The organism is Micromonospora sp. DT228 (assembly GCF_049841595.1).
GTDB lineage: Bacteria > Actinomycetota > Actinomycetes > Mycobacteriales > Micromonosporaceae > Micromonospora.
Window position 1 is genome coordinate 385,392 of record NZ_JBNCKO010000005.1, and the last position, 14,121, is coordinate 399,512.

At 71.8% G+C, this 14,121-nt stretch carries 10 protein-coding genes; 6 read left to right on the forward strand and 4 right to left on the reverse strand.

Annotated features, from left to right (window positions below; all coding sequences use genetic code 11):
- Nucleotides 1-6: 6 nt before the first annotated feature.
- Nucleotides 7-990, forward strand: a complete 984-nt coding sequence (gene hemB, locus ACLQ29_RS13620) for a porphobilinogen synthase (RefSeq protein ID WP_393369947.1) — start codon at nt 7-9, stop codon at nt 988-990.
- Between the two features lie 282 nt (nt 991-1,272).
- Here the strand turns inward: hemB and ACLQ29_RS13625 are convergent, their stop codons facing one another.
- Nucleotides 1,273-1,848, reverse strand: a complete 576-nt coding sequence (locus ACLQ29_RS13625) for an NADPH-dependent FMN reductase (protein ID WP_425771937.1) — start codon at nt 1,846-1,848, stop codon at nt 1,273-1,275.
- Nucleotides 1,849-1,905: 57 nt separating this feature from the next.
- Here ACLQ29_RS13625 and ACLQ29_RS13630 point away from each other — a divergent pair, with 57 nt between their 5' ends.
- Both ACLQ29_RS13630 and ACLQ29_RS13635 read left to right on the forward strand, forming a co-directional pair.
- The gene (locus ACLQ29_RS13630) at nt 1,906-2,253 is read left to right on the forward strand and encodes a MerR family transcriptional regulator (RefSeq protein WP_425771938.1); all 348 of its coding nucleotides are present in this window, start codon (nt 1,906-1,908) and stop codon (nt 2,251-2,253) included.
- A gap of 343 nt (nt 2,254-2,596) precedes the next feature.
- On the forward strand, nt 2,597-3,136 hold the full coding sequence (locus tag ACLQ29_RS13635; RefSeq protein ID WP_425771939.1) for a helix-turn-helix transcriptional regulator: 540 nt from the start codon (nt 2,597-2,599) through the stop codon (nt 3,134-3,136).
- 68 nt (nt 3,137-3,204) lie between these two features.
- Here the strand turns inward: ACLQ29_RS13635 and ACLQ29_RS13640 are convergent, their stop codons facing one another.
- The 3 genes from ACLQ29_RS13640 to ACLQ29_RS13650 form a co-directional block, all read right to left on the reverse strand.
- The gene (locus ACLQ29_RS13640; RefSeq protein WP_425771940.1) at nt 3,205-6,507 is read right to left on the reverse strand and encodes a lamin tail domain-containing protein; all 3,303 of its coding nucleotides are present in this window, start codon (nt 6,505-6,507) and stop codon (nt 3,205-3,207) included.
- 93 nt (nt 6,508-6,600) lie between these two features.
- Nucleotides 6,601-7,617, reverse strand: a complete 1,017-nt coding sequence (locus tag ACLQ29_RS13645; protein WP_393370458.1) for a GNAT family N-acetyltransferase — start codon at nt 7,615-7,617, stop codon at nt 6,601-6,603.
- A gap of 72 nt (nt 7,618-7,689) precedes the next feature.
- Nucleotides 7,690-9,333, reverse strand: coding sequence for a lytic murein transglycosylase (locus ACLQ29_RS13650; protein ID WP_425771941.1), 1,644 nt, complete (start codon nt 9,331-9,333; stop codon nt 7,690-7,692).
- 54 nt (nt 9,334-9,387) lie between these two features.
- Between ACLQ29_RS13650 and ACLQ29_RS13655 the strand changes: the two genes are divergently transcribed.
- The 3 genes from ACLQ29_RS13655 to ACLQ29_RS13665 all read left to right on the forward strand — a co-directional run bounded on the left by ACLQ29_RS13655 (nt 9,388) and on the right by ACLQ29_RS13665 (nt 14,083).
- On the forward strand, nt 9,388-9,603 hold the full coding sequence (locus ACLQ29_RS13655; protein WP_425760316.1) for an FmdB family zinc ribbon protein: 216 nt from the start codon (nt 9,388-9,390) through the stop codon (nt 9,601-9,603).
- A 152-nt stretch (nt 9,604-9,755) separates the two neighbouring features.
- Nucleotides 9,756-12,596 (forward strand): ATP-binding protein, encoded by a 2,841-nt coding sequence (locus ACLQ29_RS13660; protein WP_425771942.1) that lies wholly within the window; start codon nt 9,756-9,758, stop codon nt 12,594-12,596.
- 200 nt (nt 12,597-12,796) lie between these two features.
- Nucleotides 12,797-14,083, forward strand: a complete 1,287-nt coding sequence (locus ACLQ29_RS13665) for an IS256 family transposase (RefSeq protein ID WP_425771943.1) — start codon at nt 12,797-12,799, stop codon at nt 14,081-14,083.
- The last annotated feature ends 38 nt before the right edge of the window (nt 14,084-14,121 follow it).

The window sequence follows — 14,121 nt, forward strand, 5'->3', positions numbered from 1 at the left end:
CCAGCCATGTCGTACCCCGAGATCCGGCCCCGCCGGCTGCGCCGCACCCCGGCGATCCGCCGGCTGGTGTCCGAAACCCGGGTCGACCCGGCCGAGCTGGTCGTGCCGATGTTCGTCAAGGAGGGGCTGACCGAGCCCCGTGCCATCGGGTCGCTCCCGGGGGTGCTCCAGCACTCCCGGGACTCGCTGCGCAAGGCGGCGGCCGAGGCGGTCCAGGCCGGCGTCGGCGGGATCATGCTCTTCGGCGTGCCGGAACGGCGGGACCCGACCGGCTCCGGCGGCATCGACCCGAACGGCATCCTGAACGTCGCCATCCGCGACGTGGTGGCCGAGGTGGGCGACGCCGCGGTGGTGATGAGCGACCTCTGCCTGGACGAGTTCACCTCGCACGGGCATTGCGGGTTGCTCACCCCCGGCGGTGAGGTCGACAACGACTCCACCCTGGCCGCGTACGCCGAGATGGCGGTGGCCCAGGCCGCCGCCGGGGTCGGCATGGTCGGGCCGTCCGGGATGATGGACGGCCAGGTCGGCGTGGTACGCAAGGCGCTCGACGCCGCCGGGCACCAGGACGTGGCCGTGCTGGCGTACGCGGTGAAGTACGCCTCGGCGTTCTACGGCCCGTTCCGGGAGGCGGTGGAGTCGGCGCTGGAGGGCGATCGGCGCACCTACCAGCAGGACCCGGCCAACCTGCGCGAGTCGCTGCGTGAGGTGGCGTTGGACGTCGCCGAGGGCGCCGACCTGGTGATGGTCAAGCCGGCGCTGCCGTACCTCGACGTGGTGTCGGCGGTGCGGGCCGCGGTGGACGTCCCGGTCGCCGCCTACCAGGTCTCCGGCGAGTACGCGATGGTCGAGGCCGCCGCCGCGAACGGCTGGATCGACCGGGAGCGGGTCATGCTGGAGACGCTCACCTCGATCAAGCGGGCCGGCGCGCAGGTCATCCTCACCTACTGGGCGGTCGAGGCCGCCGGGCTGCTGCGTCAGCGTTACTGAACGACTCCGCGGGTTCCGCCGGGGTGGCCGCCTCGTCAGCGACCGGCGCGGCGGCCGGGAGTCGCCGGCTGGTCAGCCAGGCGAGCGCCAACAGCACGGCCGACACCGCTAGCGCGAGCCGGGTGGCTTGCGCCAGTTCCGGCGCGAGGTCGAGCCGGCTGGCCGGGTCGAGTCGGTTGGCGGCCGTTATGCCTCCGCCGTCCAGGCTGGGAGCGAGCCGGTCCGTCAGCCAGGACAGGGCGGCGGCGATGAGCGCCGTGCGACTGCGTCCATGTCGCCGGCTCAGGGCTGAGCCCGGCGGGCGACGCGCAGCGCCTCGGCCCACCAGGCCAGCTCGCTCAGCGTGGCGTCGGCGGCCTGTCGCAGTGGCTCGTCATCGACCAGCCGACCCGTGTCGTCGAGCCGTTCCCACGGTGCCCGCAGCACCACCCCGGAGCGGGTCGTGGCGGCCTGCACCTCGGCGAAGACCAGTCGGAGCTGCTCGACCGCCCGGATCCCGCCGGATCCGGCGCCGTACGACACGAAGGCCACCGGTTTGCGGGCCCACTCCTGGTAGTGCCAGTCGATGGCGTTCTTCAGGGCGGCCGGGAAGCTGTGGTTGTACTCGGGTGTCACCACCACGAACGCGTCGGCGGCGGCCAACCGGGCACTGATCGGGCTGGCCGCGTTGCCCCCGGGAGGGGTGTCGACGAGGGGCAGCGGCACCTCGGCGAGGTCGACGAGGTCCAGGTCGAGGTCCGCTCGGCGACCCGCGTGGGCGACGAACCAGTCGGCGATCGAGCGGCCCACCCGAGGTTGACGGACGCTCCCGACGAGCACGGCGACGGTCGGCGGAGCGGTGTCCTCTTGCGTAGTCATGCCTCGGACGCTAGGACTTGAAGTAATGGTGAAGTCAATGGTGGCGGGGGAGTGGCGATGAGCACGTTGACGGTCGGCGAGGTGGCCCGGGAGAGCGGGGTCAGCGGCTCCGCCGTGCGGTTCTACGAGCGGCAGGGCCTGATCGCGGCTGCCCGCACCAGCGGCAACCAGCGGCGCTTCGACTCCGACGCGGCCTGCCGGATCAGGGTGGCGCGAGTGGCCCAACGCGTCGGCCTGACCGTCAACGAGATCCGTGACCTGCTCGCCGTCCTGCCATCCGATCCCGAGCTGGCCGACTGGCAGGGCCTGCACGATCGGCTGACCGCCGAGGCCGAGCGGCGCATCCGCGAACTGCACGCGGCACTTGACGACATCCGCTCCGGCCGCCGTCTCTGCGACCTCTGACGTCGCCCAGTCGACTCGCCCGGCGGTGTCCGGCCGCGAGGAGGCGCATCGATCGTGGCGCGCTTAATGGAGCGTGCACAGGATGTGGCCTCGGCGGCTGGCTCCGGGTTTCGTCTGGCCGGCCCCTGGCCCCGACCCTCCATGCCTACCTTTGCTCTGCACCCGCGGATGCGACGGCTACGGTCCGCGACTGGCGCATATTGGGGTGCAGAGCAAAGGAGGGAAGGGTTGGGCTACCGTCCCTGCTCCTTGGCGACGAGGACGTTATCCACAGGTCCTTTCGTTGTCCACAGGCTCGGCAGACGGGGCTGCGAGAAACGGAGCGAGCCGGGACGGTGGCGGCATGGACGACTCACCGATACCTCCGGATGCGGGAGCATCCAGCACCGCGCGGCGGCAAGTGATACTCAGCGAGCCCTCCGACACGCCGTGGCCGGTCGTCGGCATTGTCCGGGCGATCCGTCGTCACGCCGACCTGAGCCAACGTGAGCTGGCCCGGTGGGCGGAAGTGCACCATGCGACAATCGGCCGCATCGAGGCCGGTCAGACTGTTCCCAGCATCGATCTGCTCCGCCGGATCATCGCGGTCGCCGGATGTCGGCTGGCCGTCGTCGACGAGTTCGGCCGGGTGCTCAGACCGATGCGGGACTGGGAAGACACGCGCGACGGTGCGGGGCGCCGCTACCCGTCGCACCTGGACACCATCCTCGACCCCGAGCCGGGGGAGTGGTGGGCGGACATCTACGGGCTGGCCCGCCCACCCGAGACGTTCTACCGCAACCGGGAGGTTCGGGACGCGATGCGTCGGCGCAGTCAGTGGGAGGTGCGGGTGGCCCAGCACCGGGGCGATCCGCCGCCGCCACAGCTCTGGCGATACCGCTGACGCGTGGATCGGCGACGGCCCGCCGACCCCACTCGGGGCGGCGGGCCGTCATCGCCCAGACCCCGCGATCAGTCGTCGTTGGTGATCGTGCCGACTGCCAGCGGGTCGGCCAGTCGCAGGCCCGGTACGCCCGCCACCAGCAGCGTCAGCTTCTCGTCCGACTCCCGCTTGCGGTCGCCGCGCACGGTCACCGGGAACGCCACCGACGTCTGCCCGGCGGCCAACACCTTGCAGCCGGCGTACGTGTCGAAGTCCGCACCCGACTGTGCGCTGAGGCCGACGGTGGTGGCGCAGAGCAGCGCCGGCTGGGACAACGGCCGTGACACGGTCGCGGTGAAGGTGAGCTGCCGGGTGCCCTGGTTGCCCTCGACCACGGCCGCGTCGGCGACGGTGAGCGAGGCACGGGACCGGAACCGGGCCACCTGCGGGTCGTGGTCGCTGGACCCCCGTGACCCGTCGCCGGTGAACTCCGCCGGCCAGTCGGCGTTGACGTGCGCCGCCCGCACCTGCACGAGATCGCCGTAGAACGCGTCGTTGACGAACAGGTGGTCGAGTGTCTGCGCCTGCCCCTCGAAGCTGTACGAGTACGCCGACGCCGGCACCTCCGCGACCAGGTTGTCCCACAGGTTGTGCAGACCCGCCTCGTACAGCGGCGCGAGCTGGTCCGACGGCGTGGGCTGCGCGCCGGTGGTGCTGAGTTCCTGGTGCCCAAAGGGCAACGGATCGTCCGGGCGGGGGAAGACGTTCAGGTCCCCGCCGTAGACCACCCGGGCGCTCTGGTCCGCCGCCTCGATCGCGGTGACGATCGCCGCGCCGTAGCGTGCCTGCTCCCGCCGCTGCCCGACCCGGCTGTCCGGGCCGGAGGAGTAGTGGTTGCTGAGCGCGTACAGGGTGAACCGCTCGGTCGAACCGGGCGAGGCTGCCACACTGAACTTGCCCAGCTGGGGAGCGCGGGTGAAGACGTTGTTACCGTCCCGACCGGTCGAGGTGTCCACGTCGGAGGGCAGCACCGCGTTGAGCGCCTTCGGGTTCTGCACGTCGGCGTTGGCCGGCAGCCCCGCGGCGCGGTACTGGACGGTCGGTGCCGAGCCGAGCAGCGGGTCGTTTGCCGTCGCGGCCGCCAACGACAACCGGTCCGTGCGGTACAGGAAGGCCGCGGTGATACCGCGGGCGTCCGCGCCGGTCCGGTCATAGGCAGCGGCGTACGCCGGCCCGCCGGCCGCCGCCACCCGGAGCGCCAACTCCTGGATGCTGTCCGGAGCGCCGTCCGCGTTGTTCGTGTCACCGCAGCTCAGCGCGGCACCGGAGACCGTGCAGATGTCCTGGTCCTCGGCCTCCTGCACCAGGATCAGGTCCGGTGCGTGCAGATCGGAGACGATCTGGTCGGCGAGCGCGGCCAACTGCTCGCGGTAGTCCGCCTCGCTGCTCGGCACGTAGTCGAACGGCGGGTCGACACCCGCGCAGCCGGCGTTACCGGTGAAGTCACAGCCGTCGAACGGGTCGTCGCGGTAGTCGTACAGGTTCTCCACGTTGTAGGTGGCGACGGCCACCTCCTGCGACCGGTCGGCCGGCTTCGGCGGGTTGTTCTTCGACGGGTCGGCCCCGGCGGCGAACTCGGCCCGCTCGACCTGGACGCCGTACTTCTCGAACGAGTAGTAGACCCCGCCCACCGCGTCGGCGCGCAGCGTGTCGAAAGTGTGCGCCGGCGGGAGCAACGCGGCGCTGTCCCCGGCGGTCGCCTTCACGCCCATGCTGCCGAGCAGCGTCCGCTGGCCGTTGCCGTCGTCGAAGCGGCGGGTCGGGTCGTTGTCGAGCGGGTGCGAGTCCCGGAAGACCCGCCGGGCGTACGCGTCGGCGCGGTCCAGCAGCGGGTCGTCGCGGTCGACCACCCACAGCTCGGCGTCGGCGGTGGAGGAGAAGACGTCCCGTCCGCTCACCGCGCCGCTGCCCGCGCGTACCCGCATCCGGGCGCCCTCGTGCCGCTCCCAGAAGCGCAGCGCGTCGGTCAGCTCGACCGGCGGCACCGCGTCGGTCACCGCGACAGTCGTGTCCACGGCCAGGCCGGTGGCGATCCGGCGGACCAGCGACGCGCCGGAGAGCTGGGTGAAGGTGTAGTACTCCGACACCCGGGCCCGCAGCACGACCTCGTCGCCGACCGTCGGCACGTAGCCGCCGATCAGCGATGTGAAGGCGCCCATGAACACGAAGACGCCGTCGGAACTGGTCGGGTCGCCGTCGGTGTCGCCGGTACGGCTCTGCAGGAAGAAGCCGTGCTGCTCCGCGCCGGCCGACGTGCGGGCCAGGGTCAACTGGGTGATCACGCCGCGTACGTCGTACATCGTGCTGCTGGTGCCGTTGCCGCTCGCCGGTGCGAGCGGCGACCGGTCGGTCGGACCGGATTCGGCGTCGGTGGTCGGGCCCTGCACCTCGCCGACGGTCAGCTCCCGGGTCACCTGCACGGCCAGCGCGCAGGTGGCGGTGCCACCGCCCGCGTCGGTCGCGGTCAGGGCGACGGTGTACGCCCCGGCGGCGAGGTCGGCGCTCACGCCGATCGTGGCACGGGCGGTGCCGCCGCTGCCCTCCGCGGGAGTGAACGCGGTACGGGTGATCGAGCCGGCGGACGGGGTCGGGCTGACCGAGGTCACCGCCAGGTCGACGATCGTGTCATCGGGGTCGGTGGCGGTGACCTCCCGGCTCGCCGCCGTGCCCGCGCTGGTGACCAACGGGCCGCCGCAGGTCAGCGTGGCCGGGACGTCGACCGGGCCGCCGCCGTCCACGGTGTGCGTGCCGAGGCCGTCGAAGGTGTCCACCGGGAAACCGGCCCACTGGGCCGCGGGGTCGAACGCGTCCGTCGGGTCGGTGTCGCCGCTGGTCACTGTCGGCAGCCGGCGCAGTGTGTCGTCCGCGGTGCTGGTGACGCCCGCACCCCACTCGGTGCCCGGGTCGACGCCCACCTGCCCGATCGAGTCGAGCACCGTGGCGCCCCGGAGCAGCACGATCGCGTCGTCGCCGTTGAACAGGCTGGCCCCGGTGGTCTGGTCGGCCTGGGCGAGGATGGCGGCCCCGGCCGAGGCGCTGGCGAACACGAACACGTCACCGGCGGACACGCTCCCGGTCAACGCGATTGTGGTGCCCGTTGTCGAACCGTTGAAATAGAGCTGGAGCCGGTAGCCGTCGGCGGCGAGGTCGACCGGGGCGCCGGTGCCGTTGAACAGCTCGATCGCCTTGTTGTTCGACGAACCTTCGACGTACTCCGAGATGAACAGATCGGTGGGCGCGGCGCTGGCCGCGGTGGGTGCGACGCCGAGCGCCGTGATGGTCACGGCGGCGGTGGCGGTCGCGAGCGCGGCGATTGAGCGGCGCGGGCGCATGGGGCCTCCACGATGGGTGGATGGGAGTCAACGCACGTTAAGGTGCGCGATGGTCCAGCGTCCATCTCCTAGTGGACAGTCGCGTGAATTCCCTCAGCGCGGCGGGTCGAGTCGGTGCACCAGCTCCGCGACGTCGACGCTGTATTCCCACCAGTCGCGGTCGGGCTGGTAGCCCAGCTCGGCGTTGACCTTCAACATCGCCTCGTTGGCCTGCGCGTTCCAGGTCTGCACCTCGATCAGCTCCGGCTCGGCGGAGCGCAGCTCCAGCAGCATCCGGGCCTTGATCGCCCGGTCGATGCCGTAGCCCCGATGGTCCTGCGCGACGATCGTGTCGTACTGGTCGGCCCGGGTCGGGTGCTGCGCGGGCACCACCACCTCGGTCAGGCCGGCCACCTCGCCGCTCTGCTCGTGCCGGGCAAGCACGATGTACGGTTTCATGCCCCGCCGGTGCAGGGTGTCGAGGCTGTCGCGCAGCCGCTCCGGCTCGTAGGAGCTGGGGCGCAGCTCACCGTCGTCGACGTCGCGCACCTCGGCCTTCGCCCGCGCGTACGCCTCGATCAGGTCGTCCGGTGGCCCGCCCGGGAAGAACTCCAGGTGGTAGCCCGCCGCGATGCCGTTGGCCATCTGCGTCAGCTCGGCCCAGTCGACCGCGGTCAGGTCGAGCACGCTGCGCGTCTCCACGTATTCCTTGGTGAAGCCGAGCGACTCGTAGAAGCCGACCGCGGGCGTGTCGCCGACCACCTCGACCCCGATCGAACGGAAGCCCTCCTGGTAGACCCGGCGGGCCGCACGCAGGACCAGGTCACGACCGAGGCCGCCGCGCCGCACGGACGGGTGCACCAGCACCTCGAGCACGCCGATGTCACCGAGGAGCAGCACGTGCACCTGGCCGAGCACCGCGCCCGGATCACCGGGGTCGGTCGGCTCCGCCTGGGCGATCCAGGAGATCCGCCGTTCGCCGGGCATCACCTCGGCGAGGTATTCGCGCAGTGAGGTCTCCCGCCACGGCGGATCCTGCGGCAGATCGGCCGCCAGCACCGCGTTCAGCGTGACCAGCAGCGACGCGATCTCGGCGGACGACGCGGTCCTAGGGTCCCACTCGCGCACCATCACCCGTCTAGCTTGCCGCTAACAGAGGCCGGGGGGAAGTGTCCAGTTCTCCAACGTATCGAGACGATCACTTCACCGGCGACTGGCCCGTCCGTACCGGTCGGCGGTGTCGTAGACCTCCTGGGCGTACCGCCGTACATCGTTGTAGGACAGGATCGCGTTCCACCAGTCGCCCGGGATGCTCAGGTTGCGACCGCCCTTGCAGAGGTAGTTCCCCGCTGCCAGGGCGGCGTCGTCCAGGTCGTGCGGGTCCTTGATCCCGTCCTTGTCGGCGTCCGCGCCGATCTCCTGCCAGGTGGTCGGGATGAACTGCATCGGCCCGATAGCCCGGTCGAGGGTCGTGTCCCCGTCGAGCACCCCACGGTCGGTGTCGATGATCCGCATCCGGCCGCCGTTGCCGTCCAACGGCAGCCCGATGATCTTCGGTAGCGCCTTGCCGTCCTGCCCCAACCGCGCGCCGTTGGCCGAGCCGTGCCCCGATTCGACCTGCCCGATCGCGGCCAGCGTGGTCCAGCTCAGCGCGCAGCTGCGGTTTGTCTGGGCGAGCATCAGCTCGGCGTAGCCGTACGCCTGCATGGCGACGGCCGGAATTTTCACCTCGGCCGCGATCTGCTGAGCCCAGCCAGCCAGGGCGTCCGACGGCCGCCCGCCGCCCCCCGGCCCGATGCCGGGTCCGCTGGGCAGTCCGCCGCTCGGCAGTCCGCTCGGCAGGCCAGCACTGGGCAACCCGCTGGGCAGTCCGCCGCCCGGTAGCCCGCCACTGGGCAGCGGGCCGGTGGGGACCAGCCCGGTGGGCAGTGGACCGGTGGGCAGGCGGGACGCCGCCCCTGGCGGCACGGTGGGCGTGCCGGAGGCGTCGGCCGAGACCGGGCGGGGTGCGCGGATCGTGGCCGGCACGAGCAGGGCGCCCGCCGCAGCGGTCGCGGCCACAAGCGCCAGCAGGAAGAGGCCGGGCAGGGTGAGCCGACCACTCGGTCGGCCAGCCCAGGCTCGGGTCGCACGGGCGGCCGAGGCGGCCACCTGGCGCGGCGGCAGCCGTACCGCGTGCGCGAACGGCACCCGCCGTCGCCGGGCGGGGCCGGACGCCGGTACGGGGGACAACTCGTCCACGCTTGTCTTCGCCGGATCCGTGGTGACCACGATGACGGTCTTCGCGTCGTCGGCGACCACGCCGGTCTTCGTGTCGTCGGGCGCGCCGCTCTTCGCGTCGTCGGCCGGTGTGCTGGCCTTCGCGTCGGCGGCGGGCGCGCCGCTCTTCGCGTCGTCGGCCGGCGTGTCGGCGTTCGGCCCGGTGGCGGACTTCGGCGCGGCCGGATCAGTGGCGCTGCCGGCCGCCTTCGGCTCGTCGGCCTTGGGGGCCGTTACCCGCGTGTCGGCGCTGCCGTCCGCGACCGGATCGGGCTTGGCCGGGTCCTTCGTGCCGCCGTCGGTCAGGCCCACGCCCGAACCCGGGCCGGACTTGGTGGTGTCGGCCGGGCCGGACTTGGTGGTGTCGGCCGGGCCGGACTTGGTGGTGTCGGCCGGGCCCGACTTGGCGGCGTCGGTCGAGCTGGGTGTGGTCGGCGTACTCGTGGTCCGGCCGCTCAGCCAGGGCCGGCGGGGGCGGGGCACCGCGCGGACCGGGTCGGGCGCGGCTCCCGAGCCTTCAAGTGGCCCGTCCAGCGGCGCGGCCGGTCGTAACGGTTGCACACGCGTGTCGTCCTCGCCGTCCACCACCCGTCGAGTATCACCCATCCTCCGCCGGACGTCAGATCCACGTACCCTGGGTGCATGCCCCGGTACGAGTTCCGCTGCCGCGCCTGCGGCGACACTTTCGAGGTCAACCGTCCAATGGCGGCGGCCGCTGACCCAGCCTCCTGCCCACAGGGACACGCCGACACGGTCAAGCTGCTCTCCGCGGTCGCGGTCACCGGCCGGGGTGGGGCTGTCGGTGGCGCCCCGGCACCCTCCGGTGGTGGGTGCTGCGGAGGCTCCTGCGGCTGCTGATCGGACCAATTCACCGCCACCTGGTGGGCTTTCCTTGCCGTGAGCGGGTCCGAGTGGCACTTTGAGGCGGCATCTGCCCGACCGTTCTTACGATGCGTTACCGCTCGGACTCAGGCAGCATGAACCCGACGTCACGGGCGGAGGTTCCACGCATGTCGCCACGGATCCAGCTCCCGAGCGGTTGGGTGACCTTCGTGTTCACCGATATCGAGGGCTCGACCCGGCTGGCCCAGTTGCTCGGCCCCGACTACCGCCCGGTGCTCGCCGAGCACCGCCGGCTGTTGCGCCGGACGCTGGCCACCACGGGTGGCGCGGAGCTGTTGACCGAGGGCGACTCGTTCTTCCTGGCCTTCCAGGACGCGACGGCGGCGGTGACCGCCTGCCTGACCGCCCAGCGGGCACTGTCCAGCCACGACTGGCCGACCGCCGAGGCCGCACCTCGGGTGCGAATGGGCCTGCACACCGGTTACGCCGAGCCGCGCGACGGCGACTACGCCAGCCCCGAGGTGCACCGGGCTGCCCGGGTGGCTGCCGCGGCGCACGGCGGGCAGGTGCTCTGTTCGGCGTCCACCGCCCGCCGGGCCGAGCCGCTGCCACCGGGTGCGACACTGCTCGACCTCGGTCTGCACCGGCTGCGCGGCTTCGACGACCGGGAACGACTCTTCCAACTGGTCGCGCCGGGCCTGGAGCGGCAGTTCCCCCGCCCGCGCACCGCCGACGCGGTGGCGCACAACCTGCCGACCCAGGTGACGTCGTTCGTCGGTCGGCAGGCCGAGCGCGTCGAGTTGGGCCTGCTGGTGGAGCAGCACCGCCTGATCACGGTGCTGGGCGCGGGCGGGGCCGGCAAGACCCGGCTCGCGGTGGAGTTGGCAAGCGGCGTCGTCGAGGCGTACCCGGACGGGGTGTGGTTTGTCGACATCGCCGCGGTGACCGACCCGGGGCTGGTGGCGTTCGCGATCGCCGCGGTGCTCGGCCTGCGACCCGAGCCGGGCCGGCCGATGCTGGACACCCTTGTCGAGTACGCGGCCGGTCGCCGCATGCTCGTCGTCCTGGACACCTGTGACACCCAGCCGGCGGCCTGCGCGGAGGTGATCGCCAGGTTGTTGTCCGGCGGTCGGGGCGTGCGGGTGCTGGCGACCAGCCGTGAGTCGTTCAGCCTGCCGGGCGAGGTGGTGTGGCGGATCCCGCCGCTGTCGGTCGACCCGCAGGCGGTCGGTGTGGAGAGCGACGCGGTGGCGCTCCTGCTGGACCGTACGGCGGCGGCGCGGGGCGGCCGGCGGCCGGACCCGGCCGAGTCGGCCGACCTCCGGCGGGTGGTGCAGCGGCTGGACGGGTTGCCGCTCGCCATCGAGTTGGCCGCCGCCCGGCTGCGGGTGCTCTCGGTGGGCCAGCTCGCGGAGCGCCTGGACGACGTTCTCGGCACGTTGGACGCCGGCCGGGAGGACCCGGATCCGCCACCTGTGGAGCGCGGCTGGTCCGGCAACCAGCAGGACACCGTGGACCTGGTCGCCGCGGCCTCCGGGGCGTCGCCGCCCACCCCGGCGAGCAGGGCGGTGCAGCGGTCGGCCACGGAACGGCACCTCACCATGCAGGCCACGGTCACCTGGTCGTACCGGACGCTGGGGCCTCGGGCCGCCCGCCTGCTGCGCTGGCTGTCGGTGTTCGCCGGCCCGGTGGACCTGGCGACTGTGGAGTGGCTGCTGGGTGACGACCCGCTGGATCCCCTCTCGGTGCTCGTGGACAAGTCGATGGTGCTGGCCGAGCCGCGAGCCACCGGCAGCACCTACCGGATGCTCGACCCGATCCGGGCGTACGCGGCGCGGCGGTTGGCCGAGGCGGGTGAGGAGCAGGCCGCCCGGAACCGGCATGTGGCCTGGTCGGCCCATGCCGTGGACCGGGCGCACCTGGGTCAGGACGGCCGTCCGGTGACGCTGTCGCTGTATGCCCTCGACCCGCTGGCCGGGGAGGTACGCGCCGCGTTGCGGTGGTGCGCCACCGGCGGCAGCGCCCGTGCCGGTCTCGGTCTGGCCGGCGGCCTGGACCAGTGGTGGCTCGAGCGGGGCCTGGCCCGGGAGGGGCGGCTGTGGCTGTTTCGGTTGTACGGGCGGCTCGCCGAGACGGGTGAGCGGATCCCGGAGGCGGAGCTGGCGGCGGTCTACCACATGCATTCGCTGCACGCCGGCGCGGACGGTGAGTTCGCCGAGGAGCTGCGTTACTCCCAGCGGGCGGAGGCCGCCGCCCGCCAGGCCGGTGATGCCGGGCTGCTGGCCCGGGTGCTCGCCGGCCGGGCCGCACCACTTGTCGACATGGGGCAGTTCGTCGAGGCCGAGCGGGTGTGCCGGGAGGTCATCGACTGGGCGCACGGGCAGGACGTGGTCGGCGAGGCGTTGCTGGCGGTGTTCAGCCTCGCCGAGCTGCTCTGGCGGCGAGGCGCCCTGGCGGAGTCGGCAGACCTGCTGGGCGCGGTCCGTCCGGTGGAGGCGGCCCGTCCGGTGGAGCGGGGCCGGCGGTCGGTGGACATGCTGCTCGGGATGGTCGCGCTGGCCCGGGGCGATGTGATCGCCGCTCACGAGCACCTGCTGGTGGCGCTGCGTTCGCGGATGGGTCATGGCTACCACGGTCGGGCGTGTGACACGTTGAACGCGGTCGCGGTGCGCTGCGCGATCGGCGGGGACCGGTTGACCGCTGCTCGCCTGTTCGGGGCGGCGCAGGCCACCCGGGCGAGCATGCGCGCGACCCCGGGCATCTACGGGGGTTACTGGGCCGAACAGCAGGCCGAACTGCGCGCGCAGTTGGGCGACGCGGTGTTCGACGACGCGTACGGCGAGGGCGCCGAGTTGGGGCTGGACGAGGCTGCGGCGCTGGCACTGGACGTGGAACATCCGGACCTGGCCGCGGATTCGACACGCTTCAGCACCGGCCTGTCCCAGCCCACCCCCCGCCACCCCGCCAACCCCGACCGCCACCCCGCAACCCGAACCGAACGCGCCTAACCCACCCCACCCCACCCCACCCCACCCCACCCCACCCCACCCCACCCCACCCCACCCCGTCGATCTTGCACTTTCTGTCGTCATAAAACGGTGCCAAAGCGGCAAACCGGCGACAGAAAGTGCAAGATCGGGGTCTGTGGATCTAAAGGTGTTTCCGGCCTGACCCATCGGGCGTTGTGCCTGGTGAGGAGGGTGCCGTGATGACCGCGACACTGAACGACCAGACCGGACGTAAGAAGCGGCCTGAGCCGTCGGCGGAGGCGAAGGCCGCCGCCGAGCTGGTCCGGGCGGCCAAGGAGCAAGGGCTGTCGCTGACCGGCCCGGACGGGCTGCTGCGGCAGTTGACCAAGACGGTCCTGGAGACCGCGCTGAACGAGGAGATGACCGAGCACCTCGGCTATGAGAAACATGAGTCGGCGGGGGTGGAGTCGGGCAACGTCCGCAACGGCACCCGACCGAAGACAGTGCTGACCGACAGCACCGGTCCGGTGCAGATCGACGTGCCACGGGACCGGGCTGGCACGTTCGAGCCGCAGATCGTCCGCAAGCGGCAGCGGCGCCTGTCGGGGGTCGACGAGGTGGTGTTGTCGTTGTATGCCAAAGGTTTGACGACCGGCGAGATCAGCGCTCACTTCGCCGAGATCTACGGCGCCTCGGTCAGCAAGGAGACGATCTCGCGGATCACCGACAAGGTGATCGAGGAGATGACCGACTGGTCACACCGGCCCCTGGATGAGATTTACGCGGCGGTGTTCATCGACGCGATCGTGGTCAAGGTTCGCGACGGGCAGGTCGCGAACCGGCCGTTCTACGCCGCGATCGGGGTCACCCTCGACGGTGAGAAGGACATCCTCGGGTTGTGGGCCGGCACCGGTGGTGAGGGCGCGAAGTTCTGGATGAGCGTGCTGACTGACCTGCGTAACCGGGGCGTGAAGGACGTGTTCTTCCTCGTCTGCGACGGCCTGAAAGGCCTGCCCGACGTGGTCACGAACGTGTGGCCCCGCACGATCGTGCAGACCTGCATCATCCACCTGATCCGCAACACGTTCCGGCTCACCTCCCGTAAGTACTGGGACGCGATCAAGCACGACATCAAGCCGATCTACACCGCCGTCAACGCCCAGGCGGCCAGGGCCGCGTTCGACGACCTGGCCGAGAAGTGGGGCGGCAGGTATCCGGCGGTGATCCGGTTGTGGGACAACGCCTGGGCTGAGTTCATCCCGTTCCTCGACTACGACGTGGAGATCCGCAAGGTGATCTGCTCGACCAACGCGATCGAGTCGTTGAACGCCCGCTACCGGCGGGCCGTGAAGGCCCGCGGCCACTTCCCCAACGAGCTGGCCGCGTTGAAGTGTCTGTATCTGGTGACCCGGTCCCTGGACCCCACCGGAGCAGGCAGAACCCGATGGACGATGCGCTGGAAACCCGCGTTGAACGCCTTCGCCATCACCTTCAGCGACCGCTTCCCAGCCGCTGAAACCTACTAACCAAGATCGCCGGAAACACCCTTAGCGAGACAGCCCCC

Coding starts and splice junctions, on each gene's coding strand:
- hemB (WP_393369947.1), top strand. CDS start 7: ATGTCGTACCCCGAGATCCGGCCCCGCCGGCTGCGCCGCACCCCGGCG.
- ACLQ29_RS13625 (WP_425771937.1), bottom strand. CDS start 1,848: ATGACTACGCAAGAGGACACCGCTCCGCCGACCGTCGCCGTGCTCGTC.
- ACLQ29_RS13630 (WP_425771938.1), top strand. CDS start 1,906: ATGAGCACGTTGACGGTCGGCGAGGTGGCCCGGGAGAGCGGGGTCAGC.
- ACLQ29_RS13635 (WP_425771939.1), top strand. CDS start 2,597: ATGGACGACTCACCGATACCTCCGGATGCGGGAGCATCCAGCACCGCG.
- ACLQ29_RS13640 (WP_425771940.1), bottom strand. CDS start 6,507: ATGCGCCCGCGCCGCTCAATCGCCGCGCTCGCGACCGCCACCGCCGCC.
- ACLQ29_RS13645 (WP_393370458.1), bottom strand. CDS start 7,617: ATGGTGCGCGAGTGGGACCCTAGGACCGCGTCGTCCGCCGAGATCGCG.
- ACLQ29_RS13655 (WP_425760316.1), top strand. CDS start 9,388: ATGCCCCGGTACGAGTTCCGCTGCCGCGCCTGCGGCGACACTTTCGAG.
- ACLQ29_RS13660 (WP_425771942.1), top strand. CDS start 9,756: ATGTCGCCACGGATCCAGCTCCCGAGCGGTTGGGTGACCTTCGTGTTC.
- ACLQ29_RS13665 (WP_425771943.1), top strand. CDS start 12,797: ATGACCGCGACACTGAACGACCAGACCGGACGTAAGAAGCGGCCTGAG.